This window comes from Streptomyces melanogenes (assembly GCF_014649795.1).
GTDB lineage: Bacteria > Actinomycetota > Actinomycetes > Streptomycetales > Streptomycetaceae > Streptomyces > Streptomyces noboritoensis.
The window spans coordinates 175562-192231 of the sequence record NZ_BMTS01000012.1; the positions used below are offsets into that span (position 1 = coordinate 175562).

12 protein-coding genes and 4 pseudogenes are annotated in these 16670 nt (G+C 70.8%); 10 read left to right on the forward strand and 6 right to left on the reverse strand.

Translation table 11 applies throughout. The features are described 5' to 3' along the window. Positions 1 to 57: 57 nt before the first annotated feature. Complete coding sequence (locus IE252_RS25575) at positions 58 to 645, forward strand: isochorismatase family protein (protein WP_190091820.1); 588 nt, start codon at positions 58 to 60, stop codon at positions 643 to 645. 100 nt (positions 646 to 745) lie between these two features. Here IE252_RS25575 and IE252_RS25580 read toward each other — a convergent pair whose 3' ends face one another. Together IE252_RS25580 and IE252_RS25585 are read right to left on the reverse strand one after the other, a co-directional pair. After that, positions 746 to 1051: a hypothetical protein gene (locus tag IE252_RS25580; protein ID WP_101388492.1), complete on the reverse strand. Its 306-nt coding sequence runs from the start codon at positions 1049 to 1051 to the stop codon at positions 746 to 748. A gap of 122 nt (positions 1052 to 1173) precedes the next feature. Next, positions 1174 to 3582 carry an immune inhibitor A domain-containing protein gene (locus IE252_RS25585; RefSeq protein ID WP_190091821.1) on the reverse strand — a complete coding sequence of 803 codons (2409 nt, stop codon included), beginning with the start codon at positions 3580 to 3582 and terminating at the stop codon, positions 1174 to 1176. Between the two features lie 403 nt (positions 3583 to 3985). On the opposite strand from IE252_RS25585, the gene IE252_RS25590 reads away from it, so the two are divergent. Beyond that, positions 3986 to 4249, forward strand: a complete 264-nt coding sequence (locus tag IE252_RS25590; protein WP_101388494.1) for a hypothetical protein — start codon at positions 3986 to 3988, stop codon at positions 4247 to 4249. Between the two features lie 24 nt (positions 4250 to 4273). Here IE252_RS25590 and IE252_RS25595 read toward each other — a convergent pair whose 3' ends face one another. Further along, a complete protein-coding gene (locus IE252_RS25595; protein ID WP_190091822.1) occupies positions 4274 to 5026 on the reverse strand; it encodes an RDD family protein in 753 nt (250 codons plus the stop codon). 80 nt (positions 5027 to 5106) lie between these two features. Further along, a complete protein-coding gene (locus tag IE252_RS25600; protein WP_190091823.1) occupies positions 5107 to 6591 on the reverse strand; it encodes an RDD family protein in 1485 nt (494 codons plus the stop codon). A 278-nt stretch (positions 6592 to 6869) separates the two neighbouring features. Between IE252_RS25600 and IE252_RS25605 the strand changes: the two genes are divergently transcribed. Next, the gene (locus IE252_RS25605) at positions 6870 to 7373 is read left to right on the forward strand and encodes an SsgA family sporulation/cell division regulator (protein WP_101388497.1); all 504 of its coding nucleotides are present in this window, start codon (positions 6870 to 6872) and stop codon (positions 7371 to 7373) included. Between the two features lie 43 nt (positions 7374 to 7416). Here the strand turns inward: IE252_RS25605 and IE252_RS25610 are convergent, their stop codons facing one another. Further along, positions 7417 to 8826, reverse strand: a complete 1410-nt coding sequence (locus tag IE252_RS25610; protein ID WP_190091824.1) for an FAD-binding oxidoreductase — start codon at positions 8824 to 8826, stop codon at positions 7417 to 7419. Between the two features lie 97 nt (positions 8827 to 8923). Between IE252_RS25610 and IE252_RS25615 the strand changes: the two genes are divergently transcribed. Continuing rightward, positions 8924 to 10471: a tetratricopeptide repeat protein gene (locus IE252_RS25615; RefSeq protein ID WP_190091825.1), complete on the forward strand. Its 1548-nt coding sequence runs from the start codon at positions 8924 to 8926 to the stop codon at positions 10469 to 10471. Between the two features lie 259 nt (positions 10472 to 10730). Here the strand turns inward: IE252_RS25615 and hppD are convergent, their stop codons facing one another. Next, entirely contained in the window at positions 10731 to 11876 is a 1146-nt protein-coding gene (gene hppD, locus IE252_RS25620; protein ID WP_190091826.1) for a 4-hydroxyphenylpyruvate dioxygenase, read from the reverse strand. A gap of 121 nt (positions 11877 to 11997) precedes the next feature. Between hppD and IE252_RS25625 the strand changes: the two genes are divergently transcribed. The 6 genes and pseudogenes from IE252_RS25625 (at position 11998) to IE252_RS25650 (ending at position 16643) form a co-directional block, all read left to right on the forward strand. Continuing rightward, complete coding sequence (locus tag IE252_RS25625) at positions 11998 to 12471, forward strand: Lrp/AsnC family transcriptional regulator (RefSeq protein ID WP_101388500.1); 474 nt, start codon at positions 11998 to 12000, stop codon at positions 12469 to 12471. 41 nt (positions 12472 to 12512) lie between these two features. Next, a pseudogene (locus IE252_RS25630) lies at positions 12513 to 13141 on the forward strand (ABC transporter permease). After that, positions 13134 to 13988, forward strand: a pseudogene (locus IE252_RS25635) (ABC transporter ATP-binding protein); the annotation flags it as partial. The pseudogenes IE252_RS25630 and IE252_RS25635, both read left to right, overlap by 8 nt. 95 nt (positions 13989 to 14083) lie before the next feature. Beyond that, a pseudogene (locus IE252_RS25640) lies at positions 14084 to 15084 on the forward strand (RNA-guided endonuclease InsQ/TnpB family protein). Positions 15085 to 15097: 13 nt separating this feature from the next. Continuing rightward, positions 15098 to 15904: pseudogene (locus IE252_RS25645) on the forward strand (glycine betaine ABC transporter substrate-binding protein); the annotation flags it as partial. 115 nt (positions 15905 to 16019) lie between these two features. Further along, complete coding sequence (locus IE252_RS25650) at positions 16020 to 16643, forward strand: ArsR/SmtB family transcription factor (RefSeq protein WP_190091828.1); 624 nt, start codon at positions 16020 to 16022, stop codon at positions 16641 to 16643. Positions 16644 to 16670 lie beyond the last annotated feature (27 nt).

The following is a 16670-nucleotide window of genomic DNA, read 5'->3' on the forward strand; positions in this document are numbered from 1 at the left end:
ACCCGGGTTGGAATCTCTACGCTCGTAGAACAGCCCCCTGACCGAAGGACAGCCGACATGCACCGCGCGTTGATCGTCGTGGACGTTCAGAACGACTTCTGCGAGGGCGGCAGCCTCGCGGTCACGGGTGGCTCCGACGTCGCCGCTGCCATCACCGACCTGATCGGCCAGGCCGCCGGGTCCGTGTACCGCCATGTGGTGGCCACCCGCGACCACCACATCGACCCGGGTCCGCACTTCTCGCCGAAGCCGGACTTCGTGGACTCCTGGCCGGTGCACTGCGTGGCCGGGACGGAGGGGGTGGGCTTCCACCCGAACTTCGCCCCGGCGGTCGCCTGCGGGGCCATAGACGCCGTCTTCGACAAGGGCGCCCACGCGGCCGCGTACAGCGGCTTCGAGGGACGGGACGAGAACGGGGTGTGGCTGGCGAACTGGCTGCGGGACCGGGACGTCACCGAGGTCGACGTGGTCGGCATCGCGACCGACCACTGCGTGCGGGCGACGGCGCTGGACGCGGTGCGGGCGGGCTTCGCGACGCACGTCCTGCTCGATCTGACCGCCGGTGTCTCCGAGGAGACGACCGCCCGGGCGATCGAGGAGCTGCGAGCCGCCGGCGCGGAGCTGTCGGGCAAGCCGGTTGTTTGACCGCGGGTCGCTTTGTCGGTCGAGTGCGGGCCGCCGTCGGCTGGTCGCGCCCACGCGGCGGAGCCGCAAATAGATACAGCCCCGCGCCCCTGAAAGCGCCCTACGGCCGCAGCAGCGCCCGTATCGGGTGCCAGAGCTCCTCGGCCTCCGGTTGTGGCGCCGTGCGCCACAGGAGGCCGTCCGGGTGGTGCAGGACCGCCGTGATCTCGTCCGGTGTGGGCGGCTCGGTGTTGCCGCGCAGATAGACCGCGCGCAGGCCCAGGTTCCGCAGCCTGGTCAGGGCGCGGGCCCGGTTGGCCGCGTGGACGAGCACGCGCACCTTGCGGCCGTCCCCGGCGGGGCTGGGCAAGGTGAGCGCGACGACGACGCTGCCGTTCGGCAGCTTGCTGAAACCTCCGCCAGGCATGGCGTACCGCTCCCCCGCAAGACGTCGTGTCAATAAGGACTCGTAGGACGCACCTAAACACGATCGGCCGCCGCCCGCTAGAGGGCGACGGCCGATCATGGTTTGACCTGCGGTTTTTAAAACTACTTGGTCGACGGACCAACCTTCACGGTGATCGTCGAGCCGTCCTTGGGCTGCTGGACGATGGAGATCCGGGTGTTGGTGTCAGGAACCTGCACGCTTCCCGTGGGGTTCTCCTTGTACCAGTAGGTGCCCCGGTGGTCGTCGAACAGCGGCACACCGGCCTGCGGGCGGATCGTGGTCGCCACGTCGGCCTTGTGCAGGGTGAGCGCGTTCGTCGGGTAGAAGCTGAAGGTCGCGTCGAACGGCGTGATCTTGTTGCGCATCAGCGTGCCGTCCGCCCACTTCAGCGGCTTGGCGTGGGAGTCGATCGGCAGGATCTGGCCCTGGCCCGGGTGGACCGAGACGTTGTTGTCCTTCTGGGACAGGTCCCACAGCCAGATGAGCAGACCCGGCGTGTACGCGTAGTGCTCGACCCAGCTCGGGCGGGACTTGGCGAAGCCGAAGTTGTACGGGCCGACCTTGAGGGTCTCGTCGTACGACACGAACTGGCGGTTCTCGGCGATGTAGTACTGCGGGTAGTCCTTGGTGAACGACTCGCCGATGCGGGAGAAGTTCTTCGAGGTCCAGCCGTTGTCGTCGCCCTCGGCGCCGTCGGTGAAGAGCGCGGAGCCGTCGGCGTTCACGGTGATCGCGTCGGCGGTGAAGCCCTTGCCGCCCGCGCCGCCGTCCGTCTGGTAGCGGAAGCGGACGTCGATCTTCTTGCCCGCGAAGCCGTCCAGGTTGTACGAGAGCTTCTTGTACGCGCCCGACACGTCGGTCAGGGCCGGCTTGTCGCTGGGGTCGCGGCTGATCGGCTTGCCGTCGGCGGTGCCGTCGAGCGCGGTCCAGGTGGCGCCGCCGTCCGTGGAGGCCTCGGCGTACAGGAAGTCGTAGTCCAGCTCGATGTCCCACCAGCCGGACAGGTCCAGGGAGGCCTTGGACTTGCCGGTCAGGTCGACCGGGCGGGTCAGGGTGTTGTTGAGGTTGTCACCCATCCCGCTCCACCACTGCTTGGTGCCCTCGGCGGGCTTCACGATGGTGGTGGTGACGGGCTTCTTCGGCAGCTCGACGACGAGCGCCTGCTTGTCCTTGGTGTTGTACTCCGAGACGCCCAGCTTGGTGGTCGAGTTCGTCGCGGCCTTGGCCGTGTCGTAGTTCAGCCAGCCCAGCTGGAGCTTGTCCCAGGCGGTCATGTCGCCCGGCATGTCGCCGATCGAGTCCTTGCCGGTGCCCAGCCAGGAGCCGGCCGACATCAGGGACCAGAAGCCGACCGAGTTCTCGGCCTGGTTCGTGGTGTCGTAGAGGTCCGGCAGACCGAGGTCGTGGCCGTACTCGTGGGCGAAGACGCCGAGGCCGCCGTTCTCCGGCTGCATCGTGTAGTCGCCGACCCAGATGCCGGTGTCGCCGATCTGCGTGCCGCCGGCCTTGTTGTTCGCCGGGCCGGTCTTGCCCGCGTCCGTGCCGTAGGCGTACGAGCGGTGCGCCCACAGGGCGTTGGTGCCCTGCGCGCCGCCGCCGGCCGACTCGTCCTCGCCCGCGTGGACGATCTGGAAGTGGTCGATGTAGCCGTCGGGCTCGTTGAAGTTGCCGTCGTTGTCGAAGTCGTTGCGGTCCCACTGGTCGTACTGCGCCAGGGTCGCCTTGATCTGCTCGGTGGTCTGGCCCTTGGCCTTCTGGTCCGCGGCCCAGGCGTTGACGCCGTCGCGGACCAGGTCCATCACGTTGGAGCAGTTGGTGGCACCGCAGTAGTTCGAGCCGTAGCGGGCCTCGTTGGCCGGGACGCGGACCCAGTCCGTGACCGTGCCGTCGACCGAGTAGCGGCCCGAGGAGGTCTTCTCGTAGTACGTCTTCAGGGAGTGCTTCTGGGTGCCGTCGGCGTTCTTGCCGGTCCCGAAGTACAGGTCCTGGAAGTGCTCCCGGCTGTAGTCCTTCTGCCAGGCGGTGGAGTTGTCCTTGGTGCGGTCCGGCTGCTTGATCGTGTTGTGCGCCGGGCCGGGCGTGCCGCCGTACTTGACGACCGGCGGCTTGGGGCCGGCCGGGCCGTCCGGGTCGAACATGGTCGTGTTGTCGACCTGGTCCCCGAAGTCCACCAGGATCGTGAAGATCTTGTCGGTCTTCTCCCGGCCGAGCTCGACGTACTTCTTGTCGTCGAGCTGGACGACCTTGGAGGCGCCGCGCTGCTGCACCTTCTTGTCGCCGGAGATGACCTTCTCCAGCGCCGTCTGGCGCTGCAGCTCCCGCTGCTTGGTGAACGGGCCCGGAATGTCGTCGACGTGCTTGGCCGAGCCGGCGCCCGGGTCCCGTCGCTCGACGGGGGCCGGGGCCTTGCTGTCGGCCTGGGCGGTGGCGAACGCGGAGCCTATCGCGCCGGTCGTGGCCATGGCCACGAGTACGGCGGCAGCTCTGACCGCTCGTCTGTTGCTGGTCACTTGATGATGTCCTCCCCCGCGGCCGCAGGCACGGACCGGGGGTGAGGGGTCTGGTCTCCGGTGCGCGGCACGCGTCTCAAGTGACGACATTGGACCGGAGTTGCCAAAGAAAAGACAGATCTTGACTTGGGTCAGCCAATTACATTATGCAGAGCGGTCGTTCCGGTATCCGAACGCTTCCGATGTGCTACCCAACCCGGACATCGGGTGCGCCTGTCTCGCCTGTCGGAACGCGGAATGACTCCGTGCGCCCCCTGTGCACCGGCACCGTGGGTTAGGTCACGCTTACCGGCGGTTCCGCAAGGGCAAGCACCGTCGTAGAGTCGCTTGACAGTGCGATCCGGTTGCCCGGTCGAGAGACCCGCCCCCAATCCGATGCCTGCCCCCGAGGACGGATACCGCCATGCCGCGTCCGACTGCAGCACAGCTCGCCTACGGTTCGGCCACCGTCGTCTTCTCGACCGTAGCCATGATCCTGCTCTCCCAGACCGAGTCGGGCGTCGGGGTGGGAGTGATAGTGCTCGCCGCACTCCTGCTCGGACTGCTCGTCGCCGTCACGGTCCCCATGCCGAAAGCGGCGCGCACGGTTCGTACGAACCGCGCCGCCGCCGTCGGGGAGAGCGCCGAGCCTGGAGTGCGCGTACCGGCCGATTCGGTACGGAGCTGACGCTCGGCACCGTCCGGCCCCGGGTCAGGGGGCGGTCGAGACCACCACCGTCTTCCCGGCCTTGTCGTGCAGGCCCTGTTTGTAGGGTTTGTCCGTGAGGATCGTGATGATGAGGATGATCTGCCACAGACACGGACAGCACAGCAGGGCGGGCAGCCAGAGCACGGCCGTGCGGCCGAGCGCCGCGCTGGTGGTGGGCACGCTGCCGTCGTTGAGCATCGCGACCCGCAGGTTCAGCAGCTTCTTGCCGACCGTCTGACCGTCCCGCTTCAGCATGATCGTGTCGTACGCGAGGTACGCCACGATGCCGATGAGGTTCCAGGCGAGACCGCTGCCGCTGTACGCGCGGCTGATGACGTCGGAGGTGTCCTCGCCGCTCCTCGTCTCGTACACCCAGCGGTCCGAGGTCGCCCACTCCAGGAGGCCGAGCGGGATCGCGATCAGCAGGGCGTCGATGATCCGGGCGAGCAGGCGCCGCCCGAAGTCGGCGAGCGGCGGCATCCCGCTGAGCGGATCGGGGCCGCCGTACTGGTTTCCCCCGCCGTACGGGTCGTACGGCGGCGGGGTGCTGCCATAGGGCGAACCGGGGGGCGGCGTGCCGTAGGGGCCTGAGGGGGGAGGGCTTCCGTACGGACCGCCGCCGGGGGGAGGGGCACCGCTGCCCGGAGGTGGGCCGCCTCCGGGGGGCGGGCCCTGGCTCCAGCCGGGGGGCTCGGACGGCTTCTTGAGGAACGGGTCGTCCTCGGGCTGCTCGCCGGGCGGCGGTGGGTTGCTCATGTCCGCAGTGCACCGCGCGGGGCGGGCCCCCGCAACGGCACGGGGCCCGTTCGGGGTACCGCCGCCGCGCGGAGCCCGCGTCAGGTGCCCGCGACGAAGGTGCGGGCCGCCTTGTCGTGCCAGCACTGGCGCCACGGGCGGTCGAACAGGCACCACACGACGTTGACCACGCCGACGGCGAGCACGCCGAGGGCGCCGTAGACCAGCCAGCGGCGCAGGGCCGCGCCGAAGGCGGGCGGCTCGTGCGACTCGATGTCGCGCACCTGGACCCGCAGCAGCCGCTTGCCCAGCGTGCGGCCCCACTTGGCGGTGGGCAGCGCCTCGTAGAGCACGCCGAGGAGCAGGAAGGCGCCGAGCACGATGGCGAGGTAGCCGCCGGTGGTGCCGTCCAGGAGGTAGACCGTCACCGTCTCGCCGGACAGCTTCGCGGCGTCGATCTTCTGCTGGATGTGGTCCGCGCCCTTGATCCACAGCGGCACGGCGAGAGCGGCGACGGCACCGCCGAGCACCAGGGTGTCCACCAGCCGGGCGGCCAGGCGCCGTCCGAGACCGGCGGGCCGGGCCGCCGCCTGGGCCCGCGCGGCCCGCAGGAACGGGTCCTCCACGGGCGGCTTCCACGGCACCACGGGCTCCCCGGGCCCCGACCGCTCCTCGGGCCGCGCCAGCTGGTGCACCTGCTGCGCCCAGGACGCGGAGCCCCCGCCGGACCCGGTGGTGACGGGCGAGGAGGGCGCGGCGGCCTGCTGCGGCACCTGCTGCTGTACGGGGGCGGGCTGCTGCGGTACGGAGTGCTGCTGCGGGGCGACCGGCGCCGAGGGCAGCGCGGCCCGGGCGGGCGCGGGCCGCACGGCGGCCGGGGTCCCCTGCGGCTCGGCGCGGCGCGGGTCGGCCACGCGCGGGTCGCCCCCGACGCGCGGGTCCCCGGGCCGCTGCCGCCCGGGCAACGGCTGCGCGGGCAGCGACTGCACCGGCACCGGCGCCCCCGACGGGGCCCGCCCGAACCCCTGCCCCGGCGGGACGGGGGCCGGGTCGGCGGGCAACGGCACAGCCGCCCCGGCCCGCTCGGACGCCGACCCGGCGGGCAGCGGCAGCGGCTGCGGCCGCCCGGCCTCGGGCTGAGCGGGCAGCGGCTGCACGGGAAGCGGCTGGGGCGTCTGACCCGGCTGCCCCGGCATCGGATCCCCCAGCTGACCCCACGACACCCGCCGTGCCGCGTCGTCGCCGAAGCCCGACTGGTGGGAGGCGTCGGCGCCCCAGGCCGGGGCGGGGTCGGGGCGGCTGCCGTGGAGGGGGGCGGGTTCGGGCTCGTCGAGGAAGACGGGGCCGGTCTCCTCGACGGCGGGCGCGGGCATCGGCGTCGGCGGGGCCGAGGCGAGGGCGGGCGCCGCCGGGGCCGCGCCGGCCGGCGGCACGGGCATGGCCTCGCCCTCGGCCGGGGCGGGCCGGCTCGTACCGGGCACCCAGGCGGCGCCGTTCCAGTACCGGACATATCCGGGGATGGACGGATCGGGGTAGAAGCCGGCGGCGGGGGTTCCGTCTCCGGTAGCCGGGGTGGGGGCGCTCATCACGGTCCCGTATCTGCTCGTGTGCCTCGTCAATACAGGGGTCCACATCTACCAGACGGGCGACCGCCCCCGGGCGGGTCCTTCGGTACCGACCACTATCCGGTCAACGTCCGGGCGCCCCTCACCCGCCCGTGGACCGGGCCCGGAACCCCTCGTCCGGGCCGTTTCGCGGGCCGCCGGAAAAATCTTCCGGAAGTCGCGTCATAGCAGCGCCGTACCCCGCTCTCACCCTGTACGGCCCGGTCCCGGGCCCGTACGCGGAGAGGAAAGACACTGTCATGCACACCGTGGTGGAACGCGAGCTGGAGCTCAAACTCGTGCTGTCGCCGGAGCGCAGCATCCCGGTCCCGGCCCGGCTGACCTATCGCACCGACGATCCGTACGCCGTGCACATCACCTTCCACATCGGCTCCGATCACCCCGTCAACTGGACGTTCGCCCGCGAGCTGCTCGTCGAGGGGGTGTTCCGGCCGTGCGGCCACGGCGACGTCCGGATCTGGCCCACCAAGGTGGACGGGCGCAGCGTGATCCTGATGGCGCTCAGCTCGCCGGACGGCGACGCGCTCCTGGAGGCGCCGTCCGCCCAGGTGTCGGCCTGGCTGGAGCGGACGCTGCGGGTGGTCCCTCCGGGTTCTGAGACCGAGCAGCTCGGCATCGACGACGGCCTCGCCGAGCTGCTCGCGCCCACGACCGGCCGCACGCCCGGCCGCACCCGCGCCGAGGAGCTGTACCTGAACGACCCGTGGCCCTCGGACGAGTCGCGGCCGGAGGAAGGTGCGTGACGGGAGGGGACGCGGACGTACGGGACACAGGAGTAACGGTTGTTCAGAACAGCTTGCCGGGGTTGAGGAGCCCCAGCGGGTCGAAGGTCCGCTTGACCGCGCGCTGCATCTCCACGCCCACCGGGCCGAGTTCGCGGGCCAGCCACTCCTTCTTCAGCACGCCCACGCCGTGCTCGCCGGTGATCGTGCCGCCCAGCTCCAGACCGAGCGCCATGATCTCGTCGAAGGACTCCCGGGCCCGCCGCGACTCGTCCTCGTCGGCGTGGTCGAAGCAGACGACCGGGTGGGTGTTGCCGTCCCCGGCGTGCGCGCAGACGCCGATGGTCAGGTCGTACTTGGCGGCGATCGCCGAGGTGCCCGCCAGCATCGCGGCGAGCCGCGAGCGCGGCACGCAGACGTCGTCGATCATCGTGGCCGGCTTGATGGTCTCCAGCGCGGTGAGCGACAACCGCCGCGCCTGGAGCAGCAGTTCGGACTCGGCCACCGACTCGGCCGGGACCACCTGGACGGCTCCGGCGGCCGTGCACAGCTCCCCCACGGCGGCCAGGTCGGCGCCCGGGTCGGGGGTGTCGAAGGCGGCGAGCAGCAGCGCCTCGGTGCTGTCCGGCAGACCCATGTTCGCCATGCGGTTGACGGCCCGTACGGTCGTGCGGTCCATGAGTTCGAGCAGCGACGGCGTGTGGCCGCGCTCCATGATCGCGCAGACCGCCTCGCAGGCGGCGGCCGCGGAGGGGAACTCGGCGGCGAGCACCAGCTGCTCGGGCGGTGCGGGCCGCAGCGCCAGGACGGCCTTGACCACGATGCCGAGGCTGCCCTCGGAGCCGACGAACAGCCGGGTCAGGTCGTATCCGGCGACGCCCTTGGCGGTGCGGCGGCCGGTCTCCAGGAGGCGGCCGTCGGCGAGGACGACGTCGAGCCCGAGGACGTACTCGGCGGTCACCCCGTACTTCACACAGCACAGCCCGCCGGACGCGGTGCCGATGTTCCCGCCGATGGTGCACTGCTCCCAACTGGACGGATCCGGCGGGTAGTAGAGCCCGTGTTCCATGACTTTCCGGGAGAGCACGGCGTTGACGACACCGGGCTCGACGACCGCGACCCGGTCGACCGGGCTGATCTCCAGGATCCGGTCCATCCGGACCAGGGACAGCACGACGCACCCCTCGGTCGCGTTGGCGCCGCCCGACAGGCCCGTGCGGGCGCCCTGCGGCACGACCGGGACGCGCAGCTCGGTGGCGGTGCGCATGACGTGCTGGACCTGCTCGACCGTACGCGGCAGCACGACCACGGCCGGGGCCCCGGCGGCGCAGAAGCTCGCCATGTCGTGGGCGTACGAGGCGGTCACGTCCGGGTCGGTGATCAGCGCGTCGGCGGGCAGGCCCGCGCGCAGCCGTTCGAGGAGTACGCCCGGCTCGGCGGCGGGCGGGGCGACGGGCTCGGCTCCATCGTTCATGATCCCAGCGTGGCACCCGGGGCCATCGGTGTGAACCCTGCGCGGCCCGGCGGGCGCGGACGGGATGTGCTCTTCCTATGGACGCACAGTGATCGGCATGGAGACCGAACACGAATGGCCGCCGCACCGGCAGACCCTGACGCTGCCGCCGCCGGCGCGGCCGATGCCGCTGGAGCCGGCCGGGCCGCCGCCCGCCCGCACCGCGCGCCGCACGATGATCGGCGCGGCGGTGGCCGCGCTGCTGACCGCCGGGGTCCTGGTGGTCCTGCCGACCCGGATCGGCGGCGGCCAGGACGCGCCGCCGCCCGCGCCGGGACCGGCCGCGCGGGCGCTGACAGCCGTCGGGGCGGGGGCGCCCGCGGCGGCCGCCGATCTGACCGCGCTGATCGCGGACCGGCGGGCGTGGGTGCGCACGCACCCCTCGGACGACGCCTCCTGGGCCGTGCTCGGCTCCGCCTATCTGGGGCGCGGGCTGCGGGCGGCGGACTCCTCGTACTATCCGCGCGCCGAGTGGGCCCTGCGCCGCTCGCTGGCGGTCCGGCCGGCCGCGCGGGGCAACGCGGACGCGCAGATCGGCCTGGCGGCGCTGGCCAACGCGCGGCACGACTACGGGGCCGCGCGGACGCTGGCCGAGGAGGTCCGGCGGCGCGATCCCAAGCGCTGGACGGTGTATCCGGTCCTGATCGAGGCGTACGGGGGCGTGGGCGACCTCAAGGGCGCGAGCAGGTCCGTGGAGCAGTTGCTCGACCTGCGCGGCGGTTCGGTGGCGCTGGCGGCGTCGGGGGCGGTGTACCGGGAGCGGGGCTGGCGCGAGGACGCGGCGGCGACGCTGACGGAGGCCGCCGCGTACGCCACGACGCCGGTCCAGAAGGCGGACTGCCTGCGGCAGTTGGGCGACCTGGCGTGGGACCGGGGCGAGCCCGCGGAGTCCCTCGCGCAGCACGCGGCGGCGCTGCGCACGGATCCGGGCGGGCACGCGGCGCTGGCGGGCAAGGCGCGGGCGGAGCTGGCGCTCGGCCGCACGGCCGCCGCTCGCCACGACTACGCGGCGGCGGTCGCGCACCAGCCCCGTCCCGAATACCTCCTGGAACTGGGCGAGTTGTACGAGTCGCTCGGGCTCGGCGCGGACGCCCGGGCCCAGTACGCGCGGCTGCGGGCGCGGGCCGCCTCGGACGACGGGCACGGGGTGAGCGACGCGCTCGTCCTCGGCCGCTTCGAGGCGGACCACGGCGCGCCGGAGTCGGCGGTGGAGCGGCTGCGCGCGGAGTGGCGGCGGGCGCCTAACGCGGCGGTGGCGGATGCGCTGGGGTGGGCGCTGTACCGGGTCGGGGAGTCGGAGGAGGGGCTCGCCTTCGCCAAGCAGGCGGCGGAGAAGGGGGGGCGGAGTGCGCTCTTCTCCTACCACCGGGGGGTGTTGGAGCGGGAGCTCGGGCAGGTCGGTCCGGCGCGGCGGGACCTGGAGGAGGCGCTGCGGACGAATCCCTACTTCTCGCCGTTGCTGGCGCCTCGGGCGCGGGAGGTGCTGTCGGCTCTGGGAGAGCCGGCGGAGGGGGGTCCGAAGGACGTGTACGGGTACGTGCCGGACCCGCCGACGGGGTCGGGGTCTTCTGCCTCGGCCGCGCCGCCGCGCAAGCGCAAGCAGTAGCCCCGGGGTCCGCGTTCGTCTGCGGGCCGTCCCCAACTGGTCGCGCAGTTCCCCGCGCCCCTAAAGATGCCGCTCCGCGGCAATCGCCTGGGCGGCCCGAAGGGGCGCTTTTAGGGGCGCGGGGAACTGCGCGAGCAACCCGCCGCTCAGCCGCAGACAAAGTCCGGGCACAAACGGCCGCGGCCCCACAGGTCAGGTCCGTGGGGCCGCGGGATTATGACCGTAACTCAACTGCCGTGCGGGCACGGCGAGTTACAGGTCACAGATTGCCCCGCTTCTCCTGCTCCCGCTCGATCGCCTCGAAGAGCGCCTTGAAGTTGCCCTTGCCGAAGCCCATCGAGCCGTGCCGCTCGATCATCTCGAAGAAGACCGTCGGCCGGTCCTGCACCGGCTTCGTGAAGATCTGCAGGAGGTAGCCGTCCTCGTCCCGGTCCACGAGGATCTTCAGCTCGCGCAGGGTCTCGACGGGCACCCGCGTCTCGCCCGCCCACTCGCCCAGCGTGTCGTAGTACGAGTCCGGCGTGTCCAGGAACGCGACGCCCGCGGCGCGCATCGCCCGTACCGTCGAGACGATGTCGTTCGTGGCGAGCGCGATGTGCTGGACGCCCGCGCCGCCGTAGAACTCCAGGTACTCGTCGATCTGGGACTTCTTCTTGGCGATGGCCGGTTCGTTGATCGGGAACTTCACCTTCAGGGTGCCGTCCGCCACCACCTTCGACATCAGCGCGCTGTACTCGGTCGCGATGTCGTCGCCCACGAACTCCTTCATGTTCGTGAAGCCCATGACCTTGTTGTAGAACGCGACCCACTCGTTCATCTTGCCGAGCTCGACGTTGCCGACACAGTGGTCGATCGCCTGGAACGTGCGCTTGGCCGGCGGCTCGACCATCGGGTCGGCGGCGACGAAGCCGGGCAGGTACGGGCCGCTGTAGCCGGACCGGTCGACCAGGGTGTGCCGGGTCTTGCCGTACGTGGCGATCGCCGCCAGCACCACCGTGCCGTGCTCGTCCTTCAGCTCGTACGGCTCGGCGATGCCGGTCGCGCCGTGCTCGGTGGCGTACTTGTACGCGGCGCGCGCGTCCGGCACCTCGATGGCGAGGTCGACGACGCCGTCGCCGTGCTCGGCCACGTGGTCGGCCAGGAAGCGGCCGTGGTCGGTGGACGCCTTGATGACGGAGGTGAACACGAAACGGGCGGACCCGTTGGTCAGGACGTACGAGGCGGTCTCGCGGCTGCCGTTCTCCGGTCCGGAGTACGCGACGAGCTTCATGCCGAAGGCGGTCGAGTAGTAGTGCGCGGCCTGCTTGGCGTTGCCCACGGCGAAGACGACCGCGTCCATTCCCTTCACCGGGAAGGGGTCGGCCTGCCTGGCGGTGTCGGGGGTGTGATCGATGGTCTCAGTCATAGCGGCAGGCTCCCCCCGTCCTGCAAGGTGCGCAATAGTTTGTGTTGCCGCTGTGCAATCTGCCCAGCGAGCAGGCAGGCCCCACTCTCTTTCTGTACATCGTGACCATCCGGAGAGGCTCATGGCGATCGATCATCTGGACGGGCGGCTCATCGTGCTCCTGGCGCGGGAGCCGCGTATCGGGGTCCTTGAGGCGTCCCGTCGGCTCGGCGTGGCGCGCGGCACCGTGCAGGCCCGGCTCGACCGGCTTCAGTCGAATGGAGTCATCCGGGGATTCGGCCCGGACGTCGACCCGGCGGCGCTCGGCTACCCGGTGACCGCCTTCGCGACCCTGGAGATCAAACAGGGCCAGGGCGCCGACGTACGGGCGCACTTGGCCACCGTGCCCGAGGTCCTGGAGCTGCACACCACCACCGGGCACGGCGACATGCTCTGCCGTCTGGTGGCCCGCTCCAACGCGGATCTCCAGCGGGTGATCGACCGGGTCGTCGGTTTTGATGGCATCGTCCGGGCCTCCACGGCGATCGTGATGGAGAACCCCGTTCCGCTGCGGATCATCCCGCTGGTGGAGCAGGCGGCCCAGGACGCGCGCTGAGCGACCGGGAGGCGAGGTGAGGGCGGAACTTCTGGGAGTACCTGTCCAGCCGCCACCAGCAGCTGCTCACCGACGCCTTCCAGCACGCCAGCGCCGTCTTCCAGTGCATGGTGATCGCGACCGTCCTGGGCGTCCTGATCGGCGTGCTCACGTACCGCAGCGGCTGGGCGGGCTCTCTCGCCGTCACCTCCACCTCGATGGTCCTCACCATCCCCTCCCTCGCCCTGATCGGTCCGCTGATCCCGCTGGTCGGGCTCGGGGTCGCGCCGACGGTCATCACGCTGACGCTGTACGGGCTGCTGCCGATCGTCCGCAACGCGATCGTCGGGCTGCGCGGAGTGGATCCTTCGCTCGTGGACGCGGCCAAAGGGATCGGGATGTCGCGCCCGGCCCGGCTGCTGCGGGTCGAGCTGCCGCTGGCGTGGCCGCCGATCCTGACCGGGATCCGGGTGTCGCGCAGATGCTGATGGGCATCGCCGCGATCGCCGCGTACGCCTCGGGACCGGGGCTCGGCAACGAGATCTTCCGCGGGATCGCCTCGCTGGGCAGCGCCAACGCAATCAACCAGGTGCTCGCCGGGACCCTCGGGATCGTGGTCCTCGCGCTGCTCTTCGACGCCGCGTACGTCCTGATCGGCCGACTGACCATTCCCAGGGGGATCCGTGCCTGAGCCGTCCGACGCCGCGACCGTGGCCCCCGCCGCCACCTCCGGTGCCTCCATCGAGCTGGAGAACCTGACCAAGCGGTATCCGGGCAATCCCGGCCCCGCCGTCGACAACGTCAGCATGGAGATCAAGGCGGGTGAGACCGTGATCTTCGTGGGGCCCTCGGGGTGCGGGAAGTCGACCACGCTCAAGATGATCAACCGGCTGATCGAACCGACATCCGGTCGCATCCGGATCAACGACGAGGACGTCACCGACATCGACCCGGTGAAGCTGCGCCGCAAGGTCGGCTACGCGATCCAGTCGTCCGGGCTCTTCCCGCACATGACGGTCGCCGAGAACATCGCGCTCGTACCGAAGATGGTCGGCTGGTCCAAGGCGCGGGTGAAGGACCGGGTGGAGGAGATGCTCGACCTGGTCGGGCTCGATCCGCGCGAGTTCCACGGGCGGTATCCGCGCCAGCTCTCCGGCGGACAGCAGCAACGGGTCGGCGTGGCGCGGGCGTTGGCGGCCGATCCGCCGGTGCTGCTGATGGACGAGCCCTTCGGCGCGGTCGACCCGATCACCCGCGACCACCTCCAGGACGAGCTGATCCGGCTCCAGCACGAGCTGCACAAGACCATCGTGTTCGTCACCCACGACTTCGACGAGGCGATCAAGCTGGGCGACCGGATCGCGGTGCTGCGCGAGCGTTCGCACATCGCCCAGTTCGACACCCCGGAGGCGATCCTCACCAATCCGGCCGACGACTTCGTGTCCGGGTTCGTGGGGGCGGGGGCGGCGTTGAAACGGCTGAATCTGACGCGCGTACGGGACGTGGGCAACGCCGAGTCCCCCACGGTGGCGGTGGAACCGGTGCCACATCCACGTAGGGGCAGTTCATCCGATCGAGTGAGGCAGGGGGAACGAACTGAGGGTTGTTGTGCGTGTGCGTATATTTGGCGATCGTGAAGCTGGTGGTGCAGGTGAAGCTCCTACCGTCGCCTGAGCAGGCATCGGTGCTGGAAGCAACCCTGCGCGCCTGCAACGAGGCGGCGACCTGGGCCAGCAGCATGGCTTTCGAGACGAACGTGAAGAGCAACTTCGCGTTACGTGAGCACACCTACCGCCAGATCAAGGTCCGCTGCGGGCTGGGGGCGCAAGCCGCCCAGCACGTGATCAAGAAGACTTGTGATACGTACGCAGCGCTGAAGGCCAACTTGAAGGCCGGGAACCTGGGCAGACCCGGTTCACAGCGCTACCGCAGAGCAATGGACAAGCCCGTAGCCTTCCGCCCACAGGGCGCACAGCCCTATGACGACCGGATGCTTTCCTGGCAGATCGACCAGCGCCGGATCTCGATCTGGACGACTGCCGGGCGGATGAAGGGTGTGGCATACACCGCCGCTCCGGAGCAGTCGGCCACGCTGGCGCTGTACCGCGAAGGGGAGTCCGACCTGCTACAGCGGGACGGCATGTGGTTTCTGCACGCCACCTGCGATGTTCCCGAAGTACCGTCGAACACTGATCCGGTGGACTTCCTCGGTATCGACCTGGGCATTGTGAACATCGCCACCACCAGTGACGGCGAGATCATGGCCGGGCGTCAGCTCAACCGTACGCGGAGCCGAGATCGGGAGCTCCGTACCAAGTTACAGAGAAGGCCTTCCGGGCGGGGGTGCCGGTGGTGTACGTCGATCCGGCGTACACCTCGCGCACCTGCGCCGAGTGCGGCCACGTCGACAGGGCGAACCGGGTATCCCAAGCGTGGTTCGCATGCCGGAACTGCGGGTTCGTTGATCACGCAGACCGGAATGGCTCCCGCAACATCCGGGCCCGCGCCCGGGAGTTGTGGCGATGCGGGGCCGAGTCAACGGCCCCTGCCCCACTACCGCGCCAACGGGACGGGGCTGGACGCAAGCTCAGCACCACAGCCAGTGATGCTTGTTGTGCAAGCCCGTCGTCGTAGCGACGGGTAGTTGACCGAGAACGTCATCCTCGGCCAGATGGCCGGGCTGGTCTTCAAGGCGGCCGGCGCCGACGTCGTCGACCGCACCAACCTGCCGGGCTCGATCAGCGCGCGCGAGGCGATCGTCAAGGGCGACGCGGACGCGATGTACGAGTACACCGGCACGGCGTGGATCACCTACCTCGGCCACAGCAAGCCCATCACCGACCCGCGGGCGCAGTGGCGGGCGGTGCGGGACGCGGACGTGCGGAACGGGGTGACCTGGCTGCCTCAGTCGACGCTCAACAACACGTACGCGCTGGCCATCAGCAAGCGGAACAACGCGAAGTACAAGCTCAGGACACTGTCGGACGTGGCCGCGCTGGCGAAGAGGGACCCGTCGGCGGTGTCGGTGTGCGTGGAGAACGAGTTCGCCTCGCGGGACGACGGGCTGCCGGGCATGGAGAAGGCGTACGGGATGTCGATCCCGGCCTCCAGGATCCAGAAGATGGACGCCGGGATCATCTACACCCAGGTGTCCAAGTCCAGCTCCTGCCTGCTGGGCGAGGTGTTCACGACGGACGGCCGGATCAAGGCGATGGACCTGGACGTGCTGGCGGACGACCGGCACCTCTTCCCCAACTACAACGCGGCCCCGGAGCTGCACGCCTCGACGTTCGCCAAGTACCCGGCGATCGCAAGCCTGTTGGACCCGGTGAGCGCGAAGCTGACGACGGGGGTCGCGCAGGACCTCAACGCCCGGGTGGACGTGGAGGGCCGCGATCCGCACGACGTGGCGAAGGAGTGGCTGGTGGAGCAGGGGTTCATCCGGAAGGGGTGAGGCGCGGCGGGGGGCGGGCCTCCTCCATGGCCCCACGAGTTACAAAGAACCCCTTGCAAAGAATCTATGCAAAGAAACCCTTGCAACCACTTCTTTGCAGGTCTACGGTTGCCCCATGAGCGAGCACGACGACCCGAAGCCCGAAGCTCCGAAGCCCGAAACCCCGAGGAGCGAGCCCCGTGAGCGCGCGCTCGACGCGCGCTCGCTGCGGGGCCTGGCCCACCCCCTGCGGATCCGCCTGCTGGCGGCGCTGCGGCACGACGGCCCGGCCACCGCCTCCCAGCTGGGCGAACGGCTCGGCGAGTCCAGCGGCGCGACCAGCTACCACCTGCGCCAGCTCGCCGCGCACGGCTTCGTCGAGGACGCGCCCGAGCACGGCAAGGGTCGCGAGCGCTGGTGGCGGGCCACCCACGACGGCACCAGCTTCACCTCGGAGCTGCACCACGACCCCGACCCCGAGGTGCGCGGCGCCGCCGACCTGTTCAAGCACGAGATCGCGACCATCCACACCCAGGAGCTCGCGACCTGGCTGGGCACCGCGAGCGACTGGTCCGACGAGTGGTCCGCCAGCTCGGACATGAGCGACTTCACGCTCCGGCTGACCGCCGCGCAGCTGCGCGAGCTCAACGAGAAGACGCACGAGCTCATCGAGACCTACCGCGACCTCGCCCACACCGAGGCCGAGGACACCGCCCAGGTCCGCGTCCACCTGCACTCGTTCCCGCGCAAGAGCCACTGACCACGCAACCCCGAGCAGCGAAGGGAC

Bases quoted from the DNA above. Each gene is read 5' to 3' on its own strand.
- IE252_RS25625 (WP_101388500.1), top strand. From the start codon at position 11,998: ATGGCGATCGATCATCTGGACGGGCGGCTCATCGTGCTCCTGGCGCGG.
- IE252_RS25590 (WP_101388494.1), top strand. From the start codon at position 3,986: ATGCCGCGTCCGACTGCAGCACAGCTCGCCTACGGTTCGGCCACCGTC.
- IE252_RS25595 (WP_190091822.1), bottom strand. From the start codon at position 5,026: ATGAGCAACCCACCGCCGCCCGGCGAGCAGCCCGAGGACGACCCGTTC.
- IE252_RS25610 (WP_190091824.1), bottom strand. From the start codon at position 8,826: ATGAACGATGGAGCCGAGCCCGTCGCCCCGCCCGCCGCCGAGCCGGGC.
- IE252_RS25575 (WP_190091820.1), top strand. From the start codon at position 58: ATGCACCGCGCGTTGATCGTCGTGGACGTTCAGAACGACTTCTGCGAG.
- IE252_RS25605 (WP_101388497.1), top strand. From the start codon at position 6,870: ATGCACACCGTGGTGGAACGCGAGCTGGAGCTCAAACTCGTGCTGTCG.
- IE252_RS25650 (WP_190091828.1), top strand. From the start codon at position 16,020: ATGAGCGAGCACGACGACCCGAAGCCCGAAGCTCCGAAGCCCGAAACC.
- IE252_RS25615 (WP_190091825.1), top strand. From the start codon at position 8,924: ATGGAGACCGAACACGAATGGCCGCCGCACCGGCAGACCCTGACGCTG.
- IE252_RS25600 (WP_190091823.1), bottom strand. From the start codon at position 6,591: ATGAGCGCCCCCACCCCGGCTACCGGAGACGGAACCCCCGCCGCCGGC.
- hppD (WP_190091826.1), bottom strand. From the start codon at position 11,876: ATGACTGAGACCATCGATCACACCCCCGACACCGCCAGGCAGGCCGAC.
- IE252_RS25580 (WP_101388492.1), bottom strand. From the start codon at position 1,051: ATGCCTGGCGGAGGTTTCAGCAAGCTGCCGAACGGCAGCGTCGTCGTC.